Below are 16,846 nucleotides of genomic sequence, written 5' to 3'. Positions count from 1 at the left end.
GCTGTATATATTTATTTGATTAACAGATGCAGCTGGGAGACTTAGTTCTCGGCTGCATTTTTCACGCTATGAAAATTGAGTGATTACTACAATGAAATGGATATGGATTTTGCGCTTTGTTGTCATGGTAATGTTTGCTAGCAGCACAGTTGTTTACTCAGCGCCAGTGACCAAAGAGATTAAAGTTGAAGCAACAATTCCGTCAATATTAGAATTGGATATCGTGAGCCTGACAAAATCTGCACCGGGAGATGTCATTGTATTAGAATATGGAGATTATAATGGCCATGCGCCTCGTTTCATGAGCAGTGCCTTAAGTCTTAAAATAAGACATAATTCTGATGCTAAGCAGGGATATAATCTGAGTATCAACGACGACGCTGAATTGACAACGCTTACGAGGAGGGGATATAAAGGCTTTCCCATGGAGGTATCTATTAGTACAAATAACGGGGAGAAGCGTTTATTATCTGCCAATCCCGTAAAAATTAACAAAGTATCAATACTTCTACCAGGTAATGATGATGTAGTCCCTTTGTTAATACCGCTAAGGATTGAAGCTATACCAGGGTCTGTCCTTATAAAGGCGGGAGAGTTATACACTGGGATACTTACCTTTACCTTAGAACCATTGAGTTAATTATCCTTAAATGGCAGTAAAAAATATTGATAACACATCACTATCGACAACATAGACAAAAAATTTGGAATGAGTGTTACGCCCCTATCTGACACAAAAATATATAAAGGAACAATTAAGCTCGTTGTGGAGCCTATACTTTAGTTAAATTAAAAAAGCATTTAACCCTAAGCAAGACCATATTTTATAATAATTAATCGCGGAATGGAATCCAATGGCAAAGATACTAAAAGACAATCAGTTGATTTTATGTATTTTATTATTCCCTACATTTAATCCAGCGTGGGCAGAAGATATATCCGAAGATATATCCATTGAGTACTTAGTCCCCGCAGGGTTCTCTGCCGCTGAAGAAAATAACACACTGCAATTAATTGGCGTGTTAGATGGCAAAACCTTGCCTGGCCCGCTATTTTTTTCAGAAGATAAACAGCAATTAAGTTTTGACAAGCAAAAATATAGAAACAACAATGTTAGTGAACAGTCAATTATATTGTTAGAACAGATCCTAGCTCAACTCCCCTATTTACAATGTCAAAATGGTTGTGACTATATTTTATCTGGCCATAATATCATGCTGGATAAAATTAATAATATCATCACAATAAACAATAGCAACAACCGCTACTTGATGCCACCGACTACGTGGGGCCTGGTGCATAACCAATCTTTTGATCTGCGCATGACGGCCAAAAACTACCGAGCTATATCTGGTCGTGGTCAGGGCTATATTGGTTTGCCTTTGCAATCTTATGGCTTTGTAAATTGGTTTTATAACACCACGCGTTCGAAGAATAATTATCTGCAAAGGAACACCCCCCAGTACCAACACCAAACCCAGAAAGGAATTGATAGTTGGTATCTACAAAAGAACTTTCAGACACTCTATTTACGAACAGGCAGGCAAAATAGTCTAGATAACAGCGCCGGTAGCATTCACACCTTACTTAACCCGGCGTTAGACCAATTTATCACCTTGGGTAGCCAAAGCTATTTGGCTCTTGATAAGCCCTCTGCGGGTAGCCTGGTGTTATATGCCACAGCGGATGGGGATTTTGAGATTTACCGCGATAATCAACTTATTCGCCGTATTCCTGCACAACTGGGCCGCAATGAAATTAATTATAATCAACTGCCTGGCGGCTATTATAACGTTGAAATTCGCTTAGTAGATAATACTGGTCGCGTAATCAGCCAGGAAAGCCAAATCATCAGCAATATCAGTACTCAAACCAATAATGGTTGGTTTGTCACCATGGGAAAAGGGACGGTACGCAATAAAAATCCTAATAGAGTTCACCCTTATAGAGCTCACCCTTATTTAGTGCAATTTGGCCGCAGTATGAATATAAAAAATCTACAAACAAATATTTCGCTGCTTAAAGATAATGCCCATCACTGGGCCGCTGAAGGGAATATATCGCGCCCATGGGGTTTCTCCGATCTGACGATTACCCCGACCCTTGGCATGATGTCTGGTGAAAAACATGGTGGCGGATATCTGCGCTTGAATGGCGGAAATACTATATTAGGCTATCTATCAGTAGCTCGTTATCAAACACCAGATGTATCAATATATGCACCAAACTACGGCAGTACATCTGTATCTTACAGCCGTCGCTTTGGGCCAACTCAACTCAGTTACCAATTTAATCAATATGAACGCAGTAGACAGCACCGTATTCAGGGCAGTTGGGACTGGCGGCACCCACAATTTGGCCTAAATCTCTCCCTTGGCGTACAAAAAGGGGGCCTGTGGAACAGAACAAATAGCTATAGCTATCGCGATAATAACTATGGTGTTTTTCTCAATACTACACTCTCTTTCCAGCAGAGCAGCGCCAGTATAAACAGTGTCTATGCACAGCAGCAGTTAACCACCAGTGCCAGTTACCAAAAAGAGTTCACCGATAACCATGGCACCAGCTCTTTGGGTATTAATGGCAGTACCAGCGGGAGTAACAATAGTATCGGCAGCTTTGCGCATCGTAGTGGAAGCCGTGGAGATATATCCGCCCGAGTAGGTATTGATAGCAAAATAGCCAATGGTGGGATCAGTTATAACGGTATGCTTGCCGTCAGCCCACAAGGGGTAGCGCTGGGGCGTAGTAGCTACAGCGGTTCGGCACTATTAATAGAAACGCCAGAATTATCAGATACGCCTTATAGCTTCCAGGCAGAAGGCCATCCAATAACGGGCGGCGGCCTCTATGCCATACCGATTCCCCGCTATCAGGATCGTTTCTTTATCTCTACTCATAATGACCGTAGTGATCTGGATATGCATATTCAGCTACCGGTCAATATTGTACGGGCGCACCCCGGGCAGGTCTTCTCCAGTAAAGCAGACATTAGTTTAAGCCTGCTTTACAACGGATTCCTCAAAGATCTCCGTGGGCAACCCGTCAGCGGAGTTATTCAGGAGACAGGTGATGCCGTCCACCCTAATGGGCTGTTCTCCATTAGTTCAAATACCATATTGAGAGAAATTACTGTCCAAAATGGCTCAATCCGTTATCGCTGCGATATGCGCCGGCAGCATGATCATATTTACCAGTGCCACTCGAATTAACATCAACAGGAATTATAATGAAACACAATAAGTTACTATCAGCCGCTTTTTTACTGTTGCTGCCAATTACTGCAACTTACGGGCAGTTGTCAGTCATTCCCGTCAAAACTACGGTTAATGCACTGGATCAACACCGCACGATACAAGTCTATAACAGCGGTGATAAGCCACTCTATTTAGATATCTCACTGCAACGGGTCGATAACCCAGGTATCAATCCAGAGAAAAAAACCCTGATTAGTGATATTCCTCAGCCTGAAATGATTTTTAACCCTAACCGAATTACATTAGGGCCGAAACAGAAGCGGGATATCAAGTTATTACCGCTAAAATCGCCAACGCAAGAAACACTCTATCGTCTATATATCGATCCGATAGTCGAGACCAAAGCCGTTGTGAACAAAGCCGATAAAAGTAAAATTCACGCGCCTATGACTATCAGTATTGGTTATGGGGTGCTGATTCACCATGTTCCACCTCTAGCGGCACAAACTCGCCATTGGCAGCATCAATGTATGCCCGACAACCGTTTGATGCTGAGTTCCACAGGTAGCGTCCACAGTAAGTTTGAACAACTCAAATCACCTAATGACTCCAAACTGGCTGACAGCCTGAATCTATATCCTGGCACGCCGATCACCTTGCCAGTCAAACAGCTTAGCGGGAAGGTAGATAATGAACCTTTTACTCTTAATTGCGGTTAGTTTGCTACCGCTCAGTGCATTTGGCGCCATTGATATTCAGCCACATGTGTTGGAGATGCGACAGGCCAATGCTGTGGTAAATGTTATCAATCGCAGCTCAATGACCGAATACATCACAGTCCAGCTATATCAAGTCAATAACCCCGGTGTATCACCCGAGCAAGAATCATTGACCGCAGTTGGGGAACAACTGCAGCCGTCACTGTTTGCCGTTCCAGCCAAACTGACTCTCGGCCCCAAGCAGAGCGGAAGAGTACTCCTGAAAGCGCTACAAGCGCCGGAGAAAGAGCAGGTCTATCGGTTATCAGTGGCCCCTGAAAAAAACCTGCGGGTTAAGGGCGGTCATGGGGCGGTATTAGGTGTGCAATTAAGTTATATGGGGTTAATCAGGCATTTGCCAGCATCATCGCAGCACCAGTGGGAGCACCGCTGTGTCAACGGGGGGATAGAGTTACAAAATATCGGTAATACCCGTCTGCGGTGGCACCAACTAATAGCCCAAGGCCAGGATATCAAAGATTTTAATCTCTATCCCGAGCAACGTCGGCAACTGGCAGCCAGAGATATACAGGGAATGATTGAGGATAAAACCTTTAGCTTGAGATGCACTGTCGATTAAAGACAAGGAGCGTTATGAAAATTATCACAATAGTCGCCATATCATTATTACTTCTCTGTCAGGTAGCTTCAGCGACAGCTCCGATTCCGCTAGGAAGTATTGATGTCAAATTAGATGTCACTGCACCAGAAAGAATTGAGATCGAAAATCCGACAGGCGGTGGTTGGTATAGCAACATTAAGCTGGAGAATACCCCAGAAAATCGGTCTCTTTTTCAGGCAGAAGTGCCAGTGAGGGTAAAACTTCGACAGGCAGAGAGTTTCACTATTTCGGTTAAGACGCCATTAATACTCACCCGCGAAACCAGTGCTGCACATTCAGTAGCATTGGCGTTCCTGCCAGCCGAGGTGAAGTGGGGCAGGGCTGGCCATCTACAGCCGTTAGCCGCTATTCCACAAAAATTTACTGTCGACAAAGGTACAACCAGCCAGAATAGTGCCGATTATCTATTACATATTTCGGCCCTGGCACCTGATGGGCAAGATACTGCTGGAAAATATCAAGGGCAGCTAACATTAATCTTCGAAATAAACAGCTGACAGTTATGGAGATATACCAAGTGAATATAATCAATAAACACTTATTTATGGGGCTATTGCTATTAATACTGTCTCCCGCCGTGATGGCAGCGCCTGACTCTCGTGAAAGGTTCGTCACAGGCTATACAAATTGCTCAATGAAACTATTAGATGATGGCAGCGTAGAAGTCTCTTTTCGGGCAAATGTGGTAGATGATTTATCTGAAAAAACTGAGGATTCTGATGATCTGCACCCATTATTATCATTCCATCTTTATAATAAGGATGGTGAAGAATTCCGTACATCTTATCCAACCGCTATCAGTAATTTATCTATTAATGGTAATGGCATAGTATCGCGCCTTTCCAATAATGAATGGGTACTTGACTCTAAAACTATTACTGGGACGGCATTCTATAATGTCTCATTTGTAGTTTCCTCTCATATTATTCACGCTCTTGCCGCTGTAAGAGTCGGCGTAACTATTGGCCTTGTTGAATTTATAGCTAAGGACGATGGCCATGTTCAATCACTTGTTGTTGATCCAAAGGGTGTTTCTTTTAACCCATTAGGCAATCAGTGCAAAGACTTTGATCCAAGTTCACCACCAGATGCGTTGAAAATTCCCCCTAAGTTTATTTTAAAATCAGCAACATGGGAATTAAAGCCCATTGATCTGGATACGTTGCTCGATGGGAAAGCCCGCGGCTTAGAGGCTCCACTGAAACATCCAGAGGCCAATCGCTTATGTATCAGCTACCGAGGGGTGGGGATAACGAGTGGTCACAATTATACAATTAACGCCAGCAGTACTAATGGGTTATCTGCAGACGGTCAACATTTTCAATTAATTGAAAAATCCAGCAATAACGTGATTAACTACAAGATATTTCTAGATGGCAACGGCTATCAAGAGGACATCTCTCTACCTGAGCAAGAAAATTGGGGAAATTGGGTTGAGTTAGCTCCAAATCCAAATCGACGACACGAAAATGAGGTATGTTGGACACCTGAAATTACAGCTTATAGTACTAAAACCACTGATAAAGGTAGTTATAGCGACACGCTGAACTTTACGATCACCCCTGAGGCATGATACTGATTAGCCCATTGATAATGTTATATTTTCACCATAAAAAGGCCCGTTACCGGGCCTTAAAAGAGAATCCTGCGTAATAGCTATGGCTGCTTAACCCCCCAGATAAGCTGAACGCACAGCTTCATTCGCCAGTAAAGCAGCCCCTGTATCTTCCAGAACAATACGCCCATTCTCCAGTACATAACCACGATCAGCCAATTTCAGCGCCTGATTTGCATTCTGCTCAACTAAGAAGATGGTCATTCCCTCTTCTCTTAACTGTTGAATAGTATCAAATATTTGCAGGATAATAATCGGCGCCAGCCCCAGTGACGGCTCATCTAAAAGCAGTAACTTAGGTTGGCTCATCAATGCACGACCAATCGCCAGCATCTGCTGCTCACCACCGGACATCGTCCCTGCCCGCTGAATACGCCGCTCAAACAACCGTGGAAACAAGTCGTAAACGCGCTCAATGCGCTGCTGATATTGCTGGCGATCAGCAAAGAAGCCGCCCATCGCCAGATTCTCTTCAACCGTCATGCGCGAAAACACCCGGCGGCCTTCAGGTACAATCGCAATTGCCTCGCGCATAATGCGGGCCGTCTGCCAGTCAGTAATATCCTGCTCACCAAAAACGATGCTGCCTTCAGTGGCGCGCGGCTCGCCGCATAATGTTCCCAACAATGTCGTTTTACCCGCACCATTGGCCCCAATCAGCGTAACAATTTCGCCCTGTTGAATATGTAAACTAACCTGATGCAGCGCCTGAATTTTGCCGTAATGGGCTGAAACTTGATTAAATGACAACATGTTATGTTTATGCCTCGCCCGCTTTCCATTTACTCAACATAAGGTTACTCACCCAAATAGGCCCGAATCACATCCGGGTTATCACGGATTTCAGCGGGAGTGCCTTGTGCCAACGGCGTTCCCTGATTCACCACGTAAATGCGGTCAGAGATGCCCATCACCAGTTTCATATCATGCTCAATTAACAGAACTGAAACCTGATGCTGGCTTCGTAGCTCCATAATCAACTGATTCAGTTCATCAGTCTCTTTCGGGTTCAGACCTGCCGCAGGTTCGTCGAGCATCAATAGTTCGGGCCGGGTCACCATGCAGCGGGCAATCTCCAGACGCCGTTGCTGACCATAGGCCAAATTACCTGCCTGTCGGTTTGCCAGCTCTAATAAGCCGACACGCTCCAGCCAGGTGGCGGCACGTTCCAGGGCATCAGCTTCTGCGCGACGAAAGCCCGGCGTCTTCAGCAAACCGGCAAAAATACCACTTTTAAGATGCTGATGTTGTGCCACCAGCAAGTTCTCTACGACAGTCATTTCGCGGAACAAACGCACGTGCTGGAAGGTACGAATCACGCCCATGCGGGCAATCATCTGGCCGGGTAGCCCTTCCAGATGGCGATCACGTAACTTAATGGTGCCGCCAGTTGGGCGGTAAAATCCAGTCAGGCAGTTAAAAATGGTGGTTTTTCCCGCCCCGTTAGGGCCAATCAGTGAGACAATCTCCCCCTGATTAAGGGTCAATCCCACATTGTTGACCGCCAGTAATCCACCAAAACGCATCGACAGCCCTTCAACGGCTAACAAAGGTTGCGTACTCATGCTTTCTCCCCCTGTTTAGCGTTGATTTCGGCTACTTTCAGCTTCAGTTGTGGCCGTTTCATTGGCAACAGGCCCTGCGGTCGCCAAATCATCATCAATACCATCAATGCCCCCAACAGCAACATGCTGTAGGCATTGAGATCACGCATTAACTCGCGCGAAACCACCAGTATTACCGCCGCCAGAATGACCGCGAACTGTGAACCCATCCCCCCTAAGACCACTATCGCCAGCACGAAAGCCGATTCAACAAAGGTAAAAGACTCTGGGCTGACAAAACCTTGTCGGGCAGCAAACAGCGTACCGGCAAAACCGGCAAAGGCCGCACTGATGGTAAACGCCGTTAGCTTGATTTTGGTTGGGCTAAGGCCCAGTGAACGGCAGGCAATTTCATCCTCGCGCAGCGCTTCCCATGCCCGGCCTAGCGGCATACGCAGCAATCGGTTAATCACAAACAGGGTCAAAATCACCAACAGCAGTGCCACCATATACAGGAAAATGATGCGATCGCTTGGGTCATATGTCAGGCCAAAGAAGTTATGGAAGGTATCCCAGCCGCCATCTTTTGCGGTGCGGCTAAACTCCAGACCAAACAGTGTTGGTTTAGGAATTTGGCTAATGCCATTCGGGCCACCAGTGATTTCGGTATTGTTGAGCAGCAAAATACGCACAATTTCACCGAAACCGAGTGTTACGATCGCCAGGTAATCCCCACGTAGGCGCAGGACGGGGAAGCCCAGCAAGAAACCGGAGAGCGCCGCAACAATCCCAGCTAGCGGCAAACTTTCCCAGAAGCCTAAACCGTAATAGTGATTCAACAGCGCGTAAGTGTATGCACCGATGGCATAAAACCCACCGTAGCCCAGCACCAGCAGACCAGATAAGCCCACCACGACATTCAATCCCAGCCCCAGCATGATATAAATTAGCGTCAGGGTTGCAATATCAACTGAACCTCGGGAGACCAAAAACGGCCAGGCAATTGCGGCGATAATAATCGCGGCGGCGAATAATTTCTGCCGAGGCGTGGTGCCGTCAAAACTGGGCAGTACCCAGGCGGGGCCAGAGATTTTCTTGATGCCCTGTTGGATAACCGGGCGCACCAACTGGAAGAAAAACACCACGATACATGCCGCGCCAATCCACAGCCAGCGGACTTCCGAGGCACCTTGCACGATCAGTTTGGTGCCATCTAGCTGCAACTGTAGCCCCATAACAAACGAGGCGAGAACCAGCAGGACGAAACTGGAGATAATGGCGTTGACGAAGTTGAGCTGTTTCATACCTTTTCAACCTCCGGACGGCCTAATATCCCAGTCGGCATGACTAACAGCACCACAATCAGCAATGCGAATGAAACAGCATCTTTGTATTCGGTGCTGAGATAAGCAGAGGTCAGTGCTTCCGCAACCCCCAGAATCAAGCCGCCGATCATCGCGCCCGGAATACTGCCGATGCCGCCCAATACTGCCGCAGTGAATGCCTTCATGCCAGCCATAAAGCCGATGTATGGGTTGATCACGCCATAGAATTGGCCGAGCAATACGCCCGCAACTGCCGCCATCAATGCCCCGATCACGAAGGTCAGTGAGATGACTCGATCCGTATTAATGCCCAGCAGACTAGCCATTTTCAAATCTTCAGCACAGGCGCGGCACGCGCGGCCCATCCGGGAGTAGCGGATAAAGAGTGTCAGCGCCAACATGGCGAGGAAGGTGACTATCCAGATCGTCAGTTGCATGGTGCTGATAGTGGCGGCGAAACCATTGGTTTCAGCCAAGGTCCACTGGCCGGTCACCAAACTCGGTAGCGCCAGATCCCGGGAGCCTTGCGTTAGGCTGACGTAGTTTTGCAGGAAGATAGACATCCCAATAGCAGAAATCAGTGCAATCAAACGCTTAGAGCTACGAACCGGCTTATATGCCACCCGTTCGATACTCCAGCCATAAGCACTGGCGATCACAATTGAGACCAGGAAAGCACAGCCAATCAATAACCAGCTGGCATCAATCCCCATCATCATTAATGCGGCTATCACGATAAATGAGACGTAGCTGCTGATCATATACACTTCGCCATGAGCAAAGTTGATCATGCCAATAATGCCGTACACCATGGTGTAACCGATGGCGATCAGCGCATAGGTGCTGCCCAACGTCACGCCATTGAACATTTGTTGCAGAAAATACAGAAACTGCTCTGACATACCCTAACCCTTTGATTCACTTGCCTGGCTGCCCTAGCCAATTGCACCTAATCTACTGTGTGCAGAGAGGAAAATCCCCCCGAAACCTGGGGGAAATGCAACGGGTAAAAGGGGCCGGGTTGCTGCGGGAGCAACCCTACAACTTGATGTTTCTAATATTATTGTTATTTGACTGCGGTAGATGAGCCATCCGCGTGCCATTCAAAAATACCGAACTCAAACCCTTTCAAATCACCTTTATCATCCCAGCTCAATGGCCCCATCACTGTTTCGACCGGCTTGCCGGTTTTCAGATCTTTGACCAAATCAGCGGGTTCCTGGCTACCAGTGCGCTCCATCGCCGTAGTCAGCGATTGCAATGCGGCATAGGTGGTCCAGACGAATGGGCCAGTTGGGTCCAGCTTCTTCGCTTTCAGTGCATCAACGATAGGTTGGTTTGTCGGCACTTGATCATAACGTTTCGGTAATGTCACCAGCATACCTTCGGACGCATCACCGGCGATGTTGGACAGTGAGGAGTTACCCACGCCCTCTGGCCCCATGAAGCGGGCGGTCAGACCGGCTTGCTTAGCCTGACGCAGAATTTGCCCCATCTCCGGGTAGTAACCACCGAAGTAGACGAAATCGACATTCTCTTTCTTCAGACGAGCAACCAGAGTTGAGAAATCTTTATCACCGGCGGTCACCCCTTCAAACAGCACAGGTTCTGTACCCTGTTTTTTCAGGCTATCACGCACGGAACGCGCCAGACCTTCACCGTATTGCTGCTTATCGTGCACAACTGCGATACGTTTAGGTTTGATGGTCTCAAGAATATATTTAGCGGCGGTTGGGCCTTGATCAGAATCCAGACCCGTGGTGCGCATAATCATTTTATAACCACGGGTGGTTAGATCAGCATTTGTCGCGGCAGGGGTGATCATAATCACGCCTTCATCTTCATAAATGTCTGATGCAGGCTGAGTCGAAGAAGAGCAAAGATGACCAATAACGTAGCGGATACCGTCATTAATGACTTTGTTGGCAACAGCAACGGCTTGTTTCGGGTCGCAGGCATCATCGTATTCCACACCGACCAGTTTATCGCCTTTAATTCCACCTTTGGCATTGATATCAGCAATAGCCTGACGTGCACCGGTAAATTCCATGTCACCATATTGGGCTACCGGGCCGGACATCGCGCCAACAATGGCAACTTTAATGTCTTTCGCCAGTACAGAGTGGCTCATCGCCATCGCGATACACCCAGCCAGCAACACTTTACCTTTTGTTAATTTCATCCGCGAATTCCCCATCTGTCATTGTGAACGTGCTTGTTGTGTTGGTCTTAACGTTTTATCGTGCCGCTACGTTTTATTCATATGTAATAATGATTTAGTCTCAAAAGTGATGCTTTTTTCTAATAAGACTTTATTTTTCATGTTATTAAACAGGAGTTTTATGCTGTAAATCAACTCAGACAAGCAGAAACAAGCGGTGTAAACAGCATAAAATTAGGATTAAATTGAATGGGTTTTACTCAAATGATAGTGGGTTATGCTGGTTGCGTGACCATTTACTCAGTTAAAACTCGGAAAATGCAGTATCGAAAAAACATTTTCCCCCAAGCACGTACAGAAAAACTTACACAACGCTCTGGTCTGTGATCTAGTACAATAAACCACAGCATAATTCCCTTTACTTTTTTATGGTCTTTTGGCGATGAAACTGACTATTGAACGATTAACAGCTCTGACTCATCAAGATTTTATCGATTTAGCGAAGATTTGGCCTGAGCAGCAGCAAACCAGCTGGCAACAATGGATTATCGACGGTAATCCGCTCTTTGCTGCGCGCTTTAATGAGCGCCTGTTAGGTGCGGTGAAAATTGTTGTGAATGGTCAAAATGCCAGGCTTCAGGATTTGTGTGTCAGAGAAGTGACGCGTCGGCGTGGCGTGGGGTTATATCTGATTGAAGAAACATTGCGTCAGCTGCCAGCCGTTCAGCACTGGGCGCTGGGTGATGAGCAGGTCACGGCCGAGAATCGCGCGGCCATAGCGGGTTTTATGCACGCCTGTGGTTTTAGTCGTAGCACGCAGGGCTGGCAGCGATAACTTGCAGCAATCATTAGAGGTGGAGTTATTAACGAAAAATGCCAGTGGCGGGGAGAACAGGCAGATCGTAAAGACGCCGTAAATCCATCCTTGGAGGCTCGAACCTCTCCGCCTTGGTGCGACATTTTACTCTTCCACCAGCCCTCACCGTTCCAGGTCGAATCATCGGGATTTGCCATCAGTTTGATGAGTAATTAACTCTGCGGCTTTGTACGATTTCAAACCAGGTTAACCAGATCAGCCTTGAGAGCCAGAAAAGCAAAAGGGCGATATTAATATCGCCCTTTCTGTGGTATCACAATCGCTGAATCGCCCTATCAGGCTTCAATTGCCATACGTAATTTTTTCATCGCATTTTTTTCAAGCTGCCGAACACGCTCAGCGGATACACCGTACTGATCGGCCAACTCCTGCAACGTAGACTTGTTGTCATCATCCAGCCAACGGGCACGGATAATATGCTGGCTCCGCTCGTCCAAACCTTCCAATGCATAAGCCAGTTTGTCTGCTGCGTGGTTATCCCAGTTATCCTCTTCAATGCCATCGGCAAAATCAGAAGTTTTATCCTGCAAATACAGGACTGGGGCCATAGATTGACCATCACGTGCTTCGTCATCTGGAGATGGATCGAAAGTCATATCCTGTGCGGACATACGTGATTCCATCTCGCGAACGTCTTTACTGGTCACACCCAGCTCTTTGGCAACCAACTCGACTTCATCCTGGTTAAACCAGCCCAGACGCTGCTTAGTTTTACGCAGATTAAAGAACAGCTTACGCTGAGCTTTAGTGGTCGCGACTTTAACAATCCGCCAGTTACGCAGAACATATTCGTGAATTTCTGCTTTGATCCAGTGTACCGCGAAGGAGACCAGACGCACCCCAACTTCAGGGTTGAAGCGACGAACTGCTTTCATCAAGCCAATATTACCTTCTTGGATAAGGTCAGCCTGTGGCAAACCATACCCAGAATAATTACGGGCAACATGAGCGACAAAGCGCAGGTGAGACAGGATAAGCTGTTTAGCCGCTCCCAGATCGCCCTGGTAATGCAGCCGTTCAGCCAGCTCCCGCTCTTCCTCTGCTGTCAGCATTGGATAGGCGTTGGCAGCCCGAATATAGGCTTCCAGACTACCTTGGGGTACTAAGGCTAAAGTTTGCATTTCTTTGGTCATTCAAAACCCTCTCATTGCATTGGCTAGTAAGTGCAGATTTCTCTCAGCGCCGATATTTTAGCATCTGCTTAGACAGATTCAAGCGCTGGGCACCTTATCATTTCACTGTGCTTTTCGACCGAGTATTGCCAAAAAAGTTCATGCTGGATCACATTTTTTGCAGCGGATCGTAGTCAATAATTTGTAATACATAGCAGAAAACGTCGATGGAGTTCACGGGTAAACAACGCCTCTCTCCCTGCTTTAACTGAACACCGCAGGGAAAGAGTATAACAAACATTCTTTACTGCGGTGTAAATCGGCGTAAATGTTGCACCGTCGCCAGCCAGGCGGCGATCCAGCCAATCATGGCGGAGATCAAGACCAATAGCAGGCACTCATCCCAGCTTAGGCCATGCAGTGTAAAGCTGGTGCCGAACACCGTCGCTACCTGTGTAACCACTGATCCGAGCTTCCAAACCAGCGCTTCAGAGAGCAGCAGCGACAGAACCGCACCACCGAAGCCCAGCATCGCACCACCATTCAGGAACGGCCGTAGGATGAATCCATCAGTAGCACCAATCAGCTTCATGACATTGATAGTATCGCGACGGCTGAAAATGCTCAAACGCACACTGTTACCAATCACCAAGAACACGGCAACCACCATCAACACGCCAATTATGGCCGCCACCTGCCCAACCAAGCCCGTGAGAGCGGCCAGACGGGCAAACCAGCTGTCGTCCATGCGGACTTCAGCGACCCCCTCCACTTTACTGACGCGGTCTCGCAAGGTATCCAGTGTTCCAGAGCTTTGGAAATCCAACTTGGGTGTGATGATAGCAACAGCGGGCAGCGGGTTCTCTTCCAGCATATCCAGCGCACCACCAAAACCGGACCAGTTGCGAAACTCACCCATCGCTTCTTCCCGCGATAGATAATTGACCTTCTCGACGCCGGCTTCTGCTTTCAGTGTGGTGACCACATTTTCCGCCGCGTTATCATCCAGAGCTTTATCCAGATAAACTGTCAGTTGCGGGGTTGGATACCACTGGTCTGCCGCCTGACTGACGTTCTTCCACACGATATAGCAGACACTTGGCAGTGTCAGTGAGATAGCAATCACCATCACCGTTAAGAGAGTTGCCAGTGGTTGGCGCATCATATCGGCGATCGCATTGACCCACGAATAGCGCCACTGTTCACGCCAACCGCCTTTCAGCGCTCTGGTTTTAGCTTTCTGTGCACTATTCGCCATGGTGCGCTCCTGACATTCGCCCCTGACTTAGCGTCAGAATCGGGTAGCGCCGCCGGGCAATCAACGACGTATCGTGGGTTGCCATCAAGACGGTAACGCCCACACGGTTAAATTCTTCAAATAAGCGCAAAATACCTTCGGATAACGCGTCATCCAGATTACCGGTGGGCTCATCTGCCAGTAATACCGCGGGTTTATTCACCACTGCTCGGGCAATGCCGACGCGCTGCTGTTCGCCACCAGAAAGCTGAATCGGAAAGTTCTTCGCCTTATCCAGCAGCCCCACTTTATCTAGCGCCGCTGATACGCGCCGGCGAATATCTTCAGTGCTGGCACCGGCGATAATCAATGGCATGGCTACGTTGTCGTATACCGTCCTGTCCAGCAGCAGATGGTGATCTTGGAAGATCATGCCGATCTGGCGACGCAGGAATGGAACTTCGCGGTTTTTCAAGCGGCTGATATCGTGACCACCAAACCAAATATGGCCGGCACTGGGGCGCTCGATACCACAAATCAGTTTCAGCAGCGTACTTTTCCCTGCGCCAGAATGGCCGGTGAGAAACGCCATTTCCGCTGGTCGCAGATGAAAATCTACTCCTTGCAACGCCTGTCGTCCGCCTAGATAAGCTTTACTGACCTGTTCAAAGCGAATCATCCGTATTAATCCTCTCGGGCAAAAAGAGCCTCAATAAAATCGTCAGCCTTGAATGGCCGTAAATCTTCTATGCCTTCCCCAACACCGATATAACGGATTGGGATACCGAACTGATCTGCGATGGCGAAAATCACCCCGCCTTTGGCGGTACCATCCAGTTTAGTCAGAGTAATCCCGGTCAGACCCACGGCTTCATTAAAGAGTTTCGCCTGACTCACCGCATTTTGTCCGGTACTGGCATCTAACGTCAGCATAACCTCATGGGGGGCATCGCCGTCCAGTTTTTTCATCACCCGGACAATCTTCTTCAGCTCCTCCATCAGGTGGGCTTTATTTTGCAAACGCCCGGCAGTATCGGCCAGCAACACATCAATACCACGGGCTTTAGCCGCTTGAATGGCATCGAAAATCACCGAGGCGGAGTCCGCACCGGTATGTTGAGCCACCACGGCAATTTTGTTGCGTTCACCCCAAACTTGCAGCTGTTCTACCGCAGCTGCGCGGAAAGTATCACCCGCAGCCAGCATAACGGATTTACCCTCAGCCTGGAATTGACGCGCCAGTTTACCGATGGTAGTCGTTTTGCCCACGCCATTAACGCCAACCATTAAAATAACAAATGGGTTTTTACCACTAACATCCAGTGGTTTGTCTACTGTGGACAGAATTTCGGACATCTCCTCTTTGAGCTTGCCATATAACGCCTCCGCATCTTTTAGCTGCTTACGGCTAGCATGTTCAGTCAATGAGGTGATGATTTTGCGGGTGGTTTCAACACCAACATCGGCGATCAGGAGTTGTTCTTCTAACTCTTCAAACAGATCGTCGTCGATTTTTTTACCGCTGAACAGCCCCATAAAACCAGAACCGAGGTTCTGCTTGGTTTTGAGTAAGCTGCGTTTTAACCGCGCGAAGAAGCCCTCTTTGGTTGGCCGCTCTTGTTCTTGCGCCGCGACTGGAGCAGTGACCTCTTCAAGCACTTCTTCCGGTTCAATTTCGTCGTCAACGGCAGCATCTTCTACAACGACCACCGTTTGCTCGAGAAGCTCGACCAATGGCTCTTCCACAATGGCTTGTGGTGCCGATGCCTCAATAGCAATGCTCTCTTCCGTTATCGGCAGTTCTGGCGCACTGACAGTACCTTCATCCCATTCATCAGCACTGTTATCATCACTTTGAGATTGAGAGAAATGATGCTGTAAATACTCGGGTTCTGAAGATAAATTGAGCGGTTCGTCGACGATCTGAGCGGTAGGTTCAGCATCCACCTCTGGCAGAATTTCAGCCGCAGCTTCACTGATAGCAGCACTGTCCCACTCACCTGGTGTTACCGCAGAGTGTTCAGCCGGTTGTTCATGCCCATCGGCATCAGCAGACTGACTTTCAGATATCACTTCAGATGTAACTTCAGATGTAACTTCAGCCTGTTTTTCGCTGCTAACTTGCTCTTCAGCTTGCTCAGCAACACCTTCTTTCTCAGTAGCCAATGGCTCTGCTGTTTGTTCTTCACTCTGACGGCCAAGACCCAGCCAGGAAAAAAATCCACGTTTTTTTTCTTTTGCCATTTTGGACTCTAATTACTTTGGGTTTGCATAAATAAGATAATAGTTCGCAAGTCTATCACTTTCCCCTGAACAGCAACACGCGCACAATGCTGCTTTCTAGTGTGAATTCAATCAACAAAAGTTTAACGTTTCCCCCTCGAGGGAGCTATAGGTA

The 16,846-nt window shown here is 47.6% G+C and carries 16 protein-coding genes; 7 read left to right on the top strand and 9 right to left on the bottom strand.

All coding sequences use genetic code 11. The annotated features are described in order from the left end of the window. Window positions 1-79 precede the first annotated feature (79 nt). The 6 genes from HRK25_RS07560 (at window position 80) to HRK25_RS07535 (ending at window position 6,150) form a co-directional block, all read left to right on the top strand. Window positions 80-640, top strand: a complete 561-nt coding sequence (locus HRK25_RS07560; RefSeq protein WP_173361766.1) for a hypothetical protein — start codon at window positions 80-82, stop codon at window positions 638-640. A 214-nt stretch (window positions 641-854) separates the two neighbouring features. Further along, entirely contained in the window at window positions 855-3,212 is a 2,358-nt protein-coding gene (locus tag HRK25_RS07555) for a TcfC E-set like domain-containing protein (protein ID WP_005274796.1), read from the top strand. 17 nt (window positions 3,213-3,229) lie between these two features. Next, window positions 3,230-3,916 carry a hypothetical protein gene (locus tag HRK25_RS07550; RefSeq protein WP_005274800.1) on the top strand — a complete coding sequence of 229 codons (687 nt, stop codon included), beginning with the start codon at window positions 3,230-3,232 and terminating at the stop codon, window positions 3,914-3,916. Continuing rightward, window positions 3,888-4,535, top strand: a complete 648-nt coding sequence (locus HRK25_RS07545; RefSeq protein WP_032898006.1) for a hypothetical protein — start codon at window positions 3,888-3,890, stop codon at window positions 4,533-4,535. Before HRK25_RS07550 ends, HRK25_RS07545 begins: the two co-directional genes overlap by 29 nt. 20 nt (window positions 4,536-4,555) lie before the next feature. Beyond that, window positions 4,556-5,074 (top strand): fimbrial protein, encoded by a 519-nt coding sequence (locus tag HRK25_RS07540; protein ID WP_099460559.1) that lies wholly within the window; start codon window positions 4,556-4,558, stop codon window positions 5,072-5,074. Between the two features lie 20 nt (window positions 5,075-5,094). Beyond that, on the top strand, window positions 5,095-6,150 hold the full coding sequence (locus tag HRK25_RS07535; protein WP_032898007.1) for a hypothetical protein: 1,056 nt from the start codon (window positions 5,095-5,097) through the stop codon (window positions 6,148-6,150). A 93-nt stretch (window positions 6,151-6,243) separates the two neighbouring features. On the opposite strand, the gene livF is transcribed toward HRK25_RS07535, so the two are convergent. From livF to HRK25_RS07510, 5 genes are all read right to left on the bottom strand, one after another. After that, complete coding sequence (livF, locus tag HRK25_RS07530; protein WP_004875850.1) at window positions 6,244-6,945, bottom strand: high-affinity branched-chain amino acid ABC transporter ATP-binding protein LivF; 702 nt, start codon at window positions 6,943-6,945, stop codon at window positions 6,244-6,246. 44 nt (window positions 6,946-6,989) lie between these two features. Beyond that, window positions 6,990-7,757 carry a high-affinity branched-chain amino acid ABC transporter ATP-binding protein LivG gene (livG, locus tag HRK25_RS07525; RefSeq protein ID WP_032898008.1) on the bottom strand — a complete coding sequence of 256 codons (768 nt, stop codon included), beginning with the start codon at window positions 7,755-7,757 and terminating at the stop codon, window positions 6,990-6,992. Further along, complete coding sequence (locus tag HRK25_RS07520) at window positions 7,754-9,040, bottom strand: high-affinity branched-chain amino acid ABC transporter permease LivM (protein WP_032898009.1); 1,287 nt, start codon at window positions 9,038-9,040, stop codon at window positions 7,754-7,756. The genes livG and HRK25_RS07520 overlap by 4 nt, the downstream gene beginning before the upstream one ends. Next, complete coding sequence (gene livH, locus HRK25_RS07515; protein WP_005274815.1) at window positions 9,037-9,963, bottom strand: high-affinity branched-chain amino acid ABC transporter permease LivH; 927 nt, start codon at window positions 9,961-9,963, stop codon at window positions 9,037-9,039. The genes HRK25_RS07520 and livH overlap by 4 nt, the downstream gene beginning before the upstream one ends. 164 nt (window positions 9,964-10,127) lie before the next feature. Then, on the bottom strand, window positions 10,128-11,243 hold the full coding sequence (locus tag HRK25_RS07510) for a branched-chain amino acid ABC transporter substrate-binding protein (protein ID WP_004875846.1): 1,116 nt from the start codon (window positions 11,241-11,243) through the stop codon (window positions 10,128-10,130). A 421-nt stretch (window positions 11,244-11,664) separates the two neighbouring features. On the opposite strand from HRK25_RS07510, the gene panM reads away from it, so the two are divergent. Then, window positions 11,665-12,057 carry an aspartate 1-decarboxylase autocleavage activator PanM gene (gene panM, locus HRK25_RS07505; RefSeq protein WP_005274818.1) on the top strand — a complete coding sequence of 131 codons (393 nt, stop codon included), beginning with the start codon at window positions 11,665-11,667 and terminating at the stop codon, window positions 12,055-12,057. A 317-nt stretch (window positions 12,058-12,374) separates the two neighbouring features. On the opposite strand, the gene rpoH is transcribed toward panM, so the two are convergent. The 4 genes from rpoH to ftsY all read right to left on the bottom strand — a co-directional run bounded on the left by rpoH (window position 12,375) and on the right by ftsY (window position 16,692). Further along, a complete protein-coding gene (gene rpoH, locus HRK25_RS07500; RefSeq protein WP_005274819.1) occupies window positions 12,375-13,232 on the bottom strand; it encodes an RNA polymerase sigma factor RpoH in 858 nt (285 codons plus the stop codon). A 283-nt stretch (window positions 13,233-13,515) separates the two neighbouring features. Beyond that, window positions 13,516-14,469 carry a permease-like cell division protein FtsX gene (ftsX, locus tag HRK25_RS07495; RefSeq protein WP_032898010.1) on the bottom strand — a complete coding sequence of 318 codons (954 nt, stop codon included), beginning with the start codon at window positions 14,467-14,469 and terminating at the stop codon, window positions 13,516-13,518. Next, entirely contained in the window at window positions 14,459-15,127 is a 669-nt protein-coding gene (ftsE, locus tag HRK25_RS07490; protein WP_004391337.1) for a cell division ATP-binding protein FtsE, read from the bottom strand. The genes ftsX and ftsE overlap by 11 nt, the downstream gene beginning before the upstream one ends. A 5-nt stretch (window positions 15,128-15,132) precedes the next feature. Beyond that, window positions 15,133-16,692 (bottom strand): signal recognition particle-docking protein FtsY, encoded by a 1,560-nt coding sequence (gene ftsY, locus HRK25_RS07485; RefSeq protein WP_005274825.1) that lies wholly within the window; start codon window positions 16,690-16,692, stop codon window positions 15,133-15,135. Window positions 16,693-16,846 lie beyond the last annotated feature (154 nt).

The sequence above is a fragment of the Yersinia bercovieri ATCC 43970 genome (assembly GCF_013282745.1).
Lineage (GTDB): Bacteria > Pseudomonadota > Gammaproteobacteria > Enterobacterales > Enterobacteriaceae > Yersinia > Yersinia bercovieri.
The sequence above is the reverse complement of the archived record's forward strand: the minus strand, read 5'-3'. Positions and strand labels throughout refer to the sequence as shown.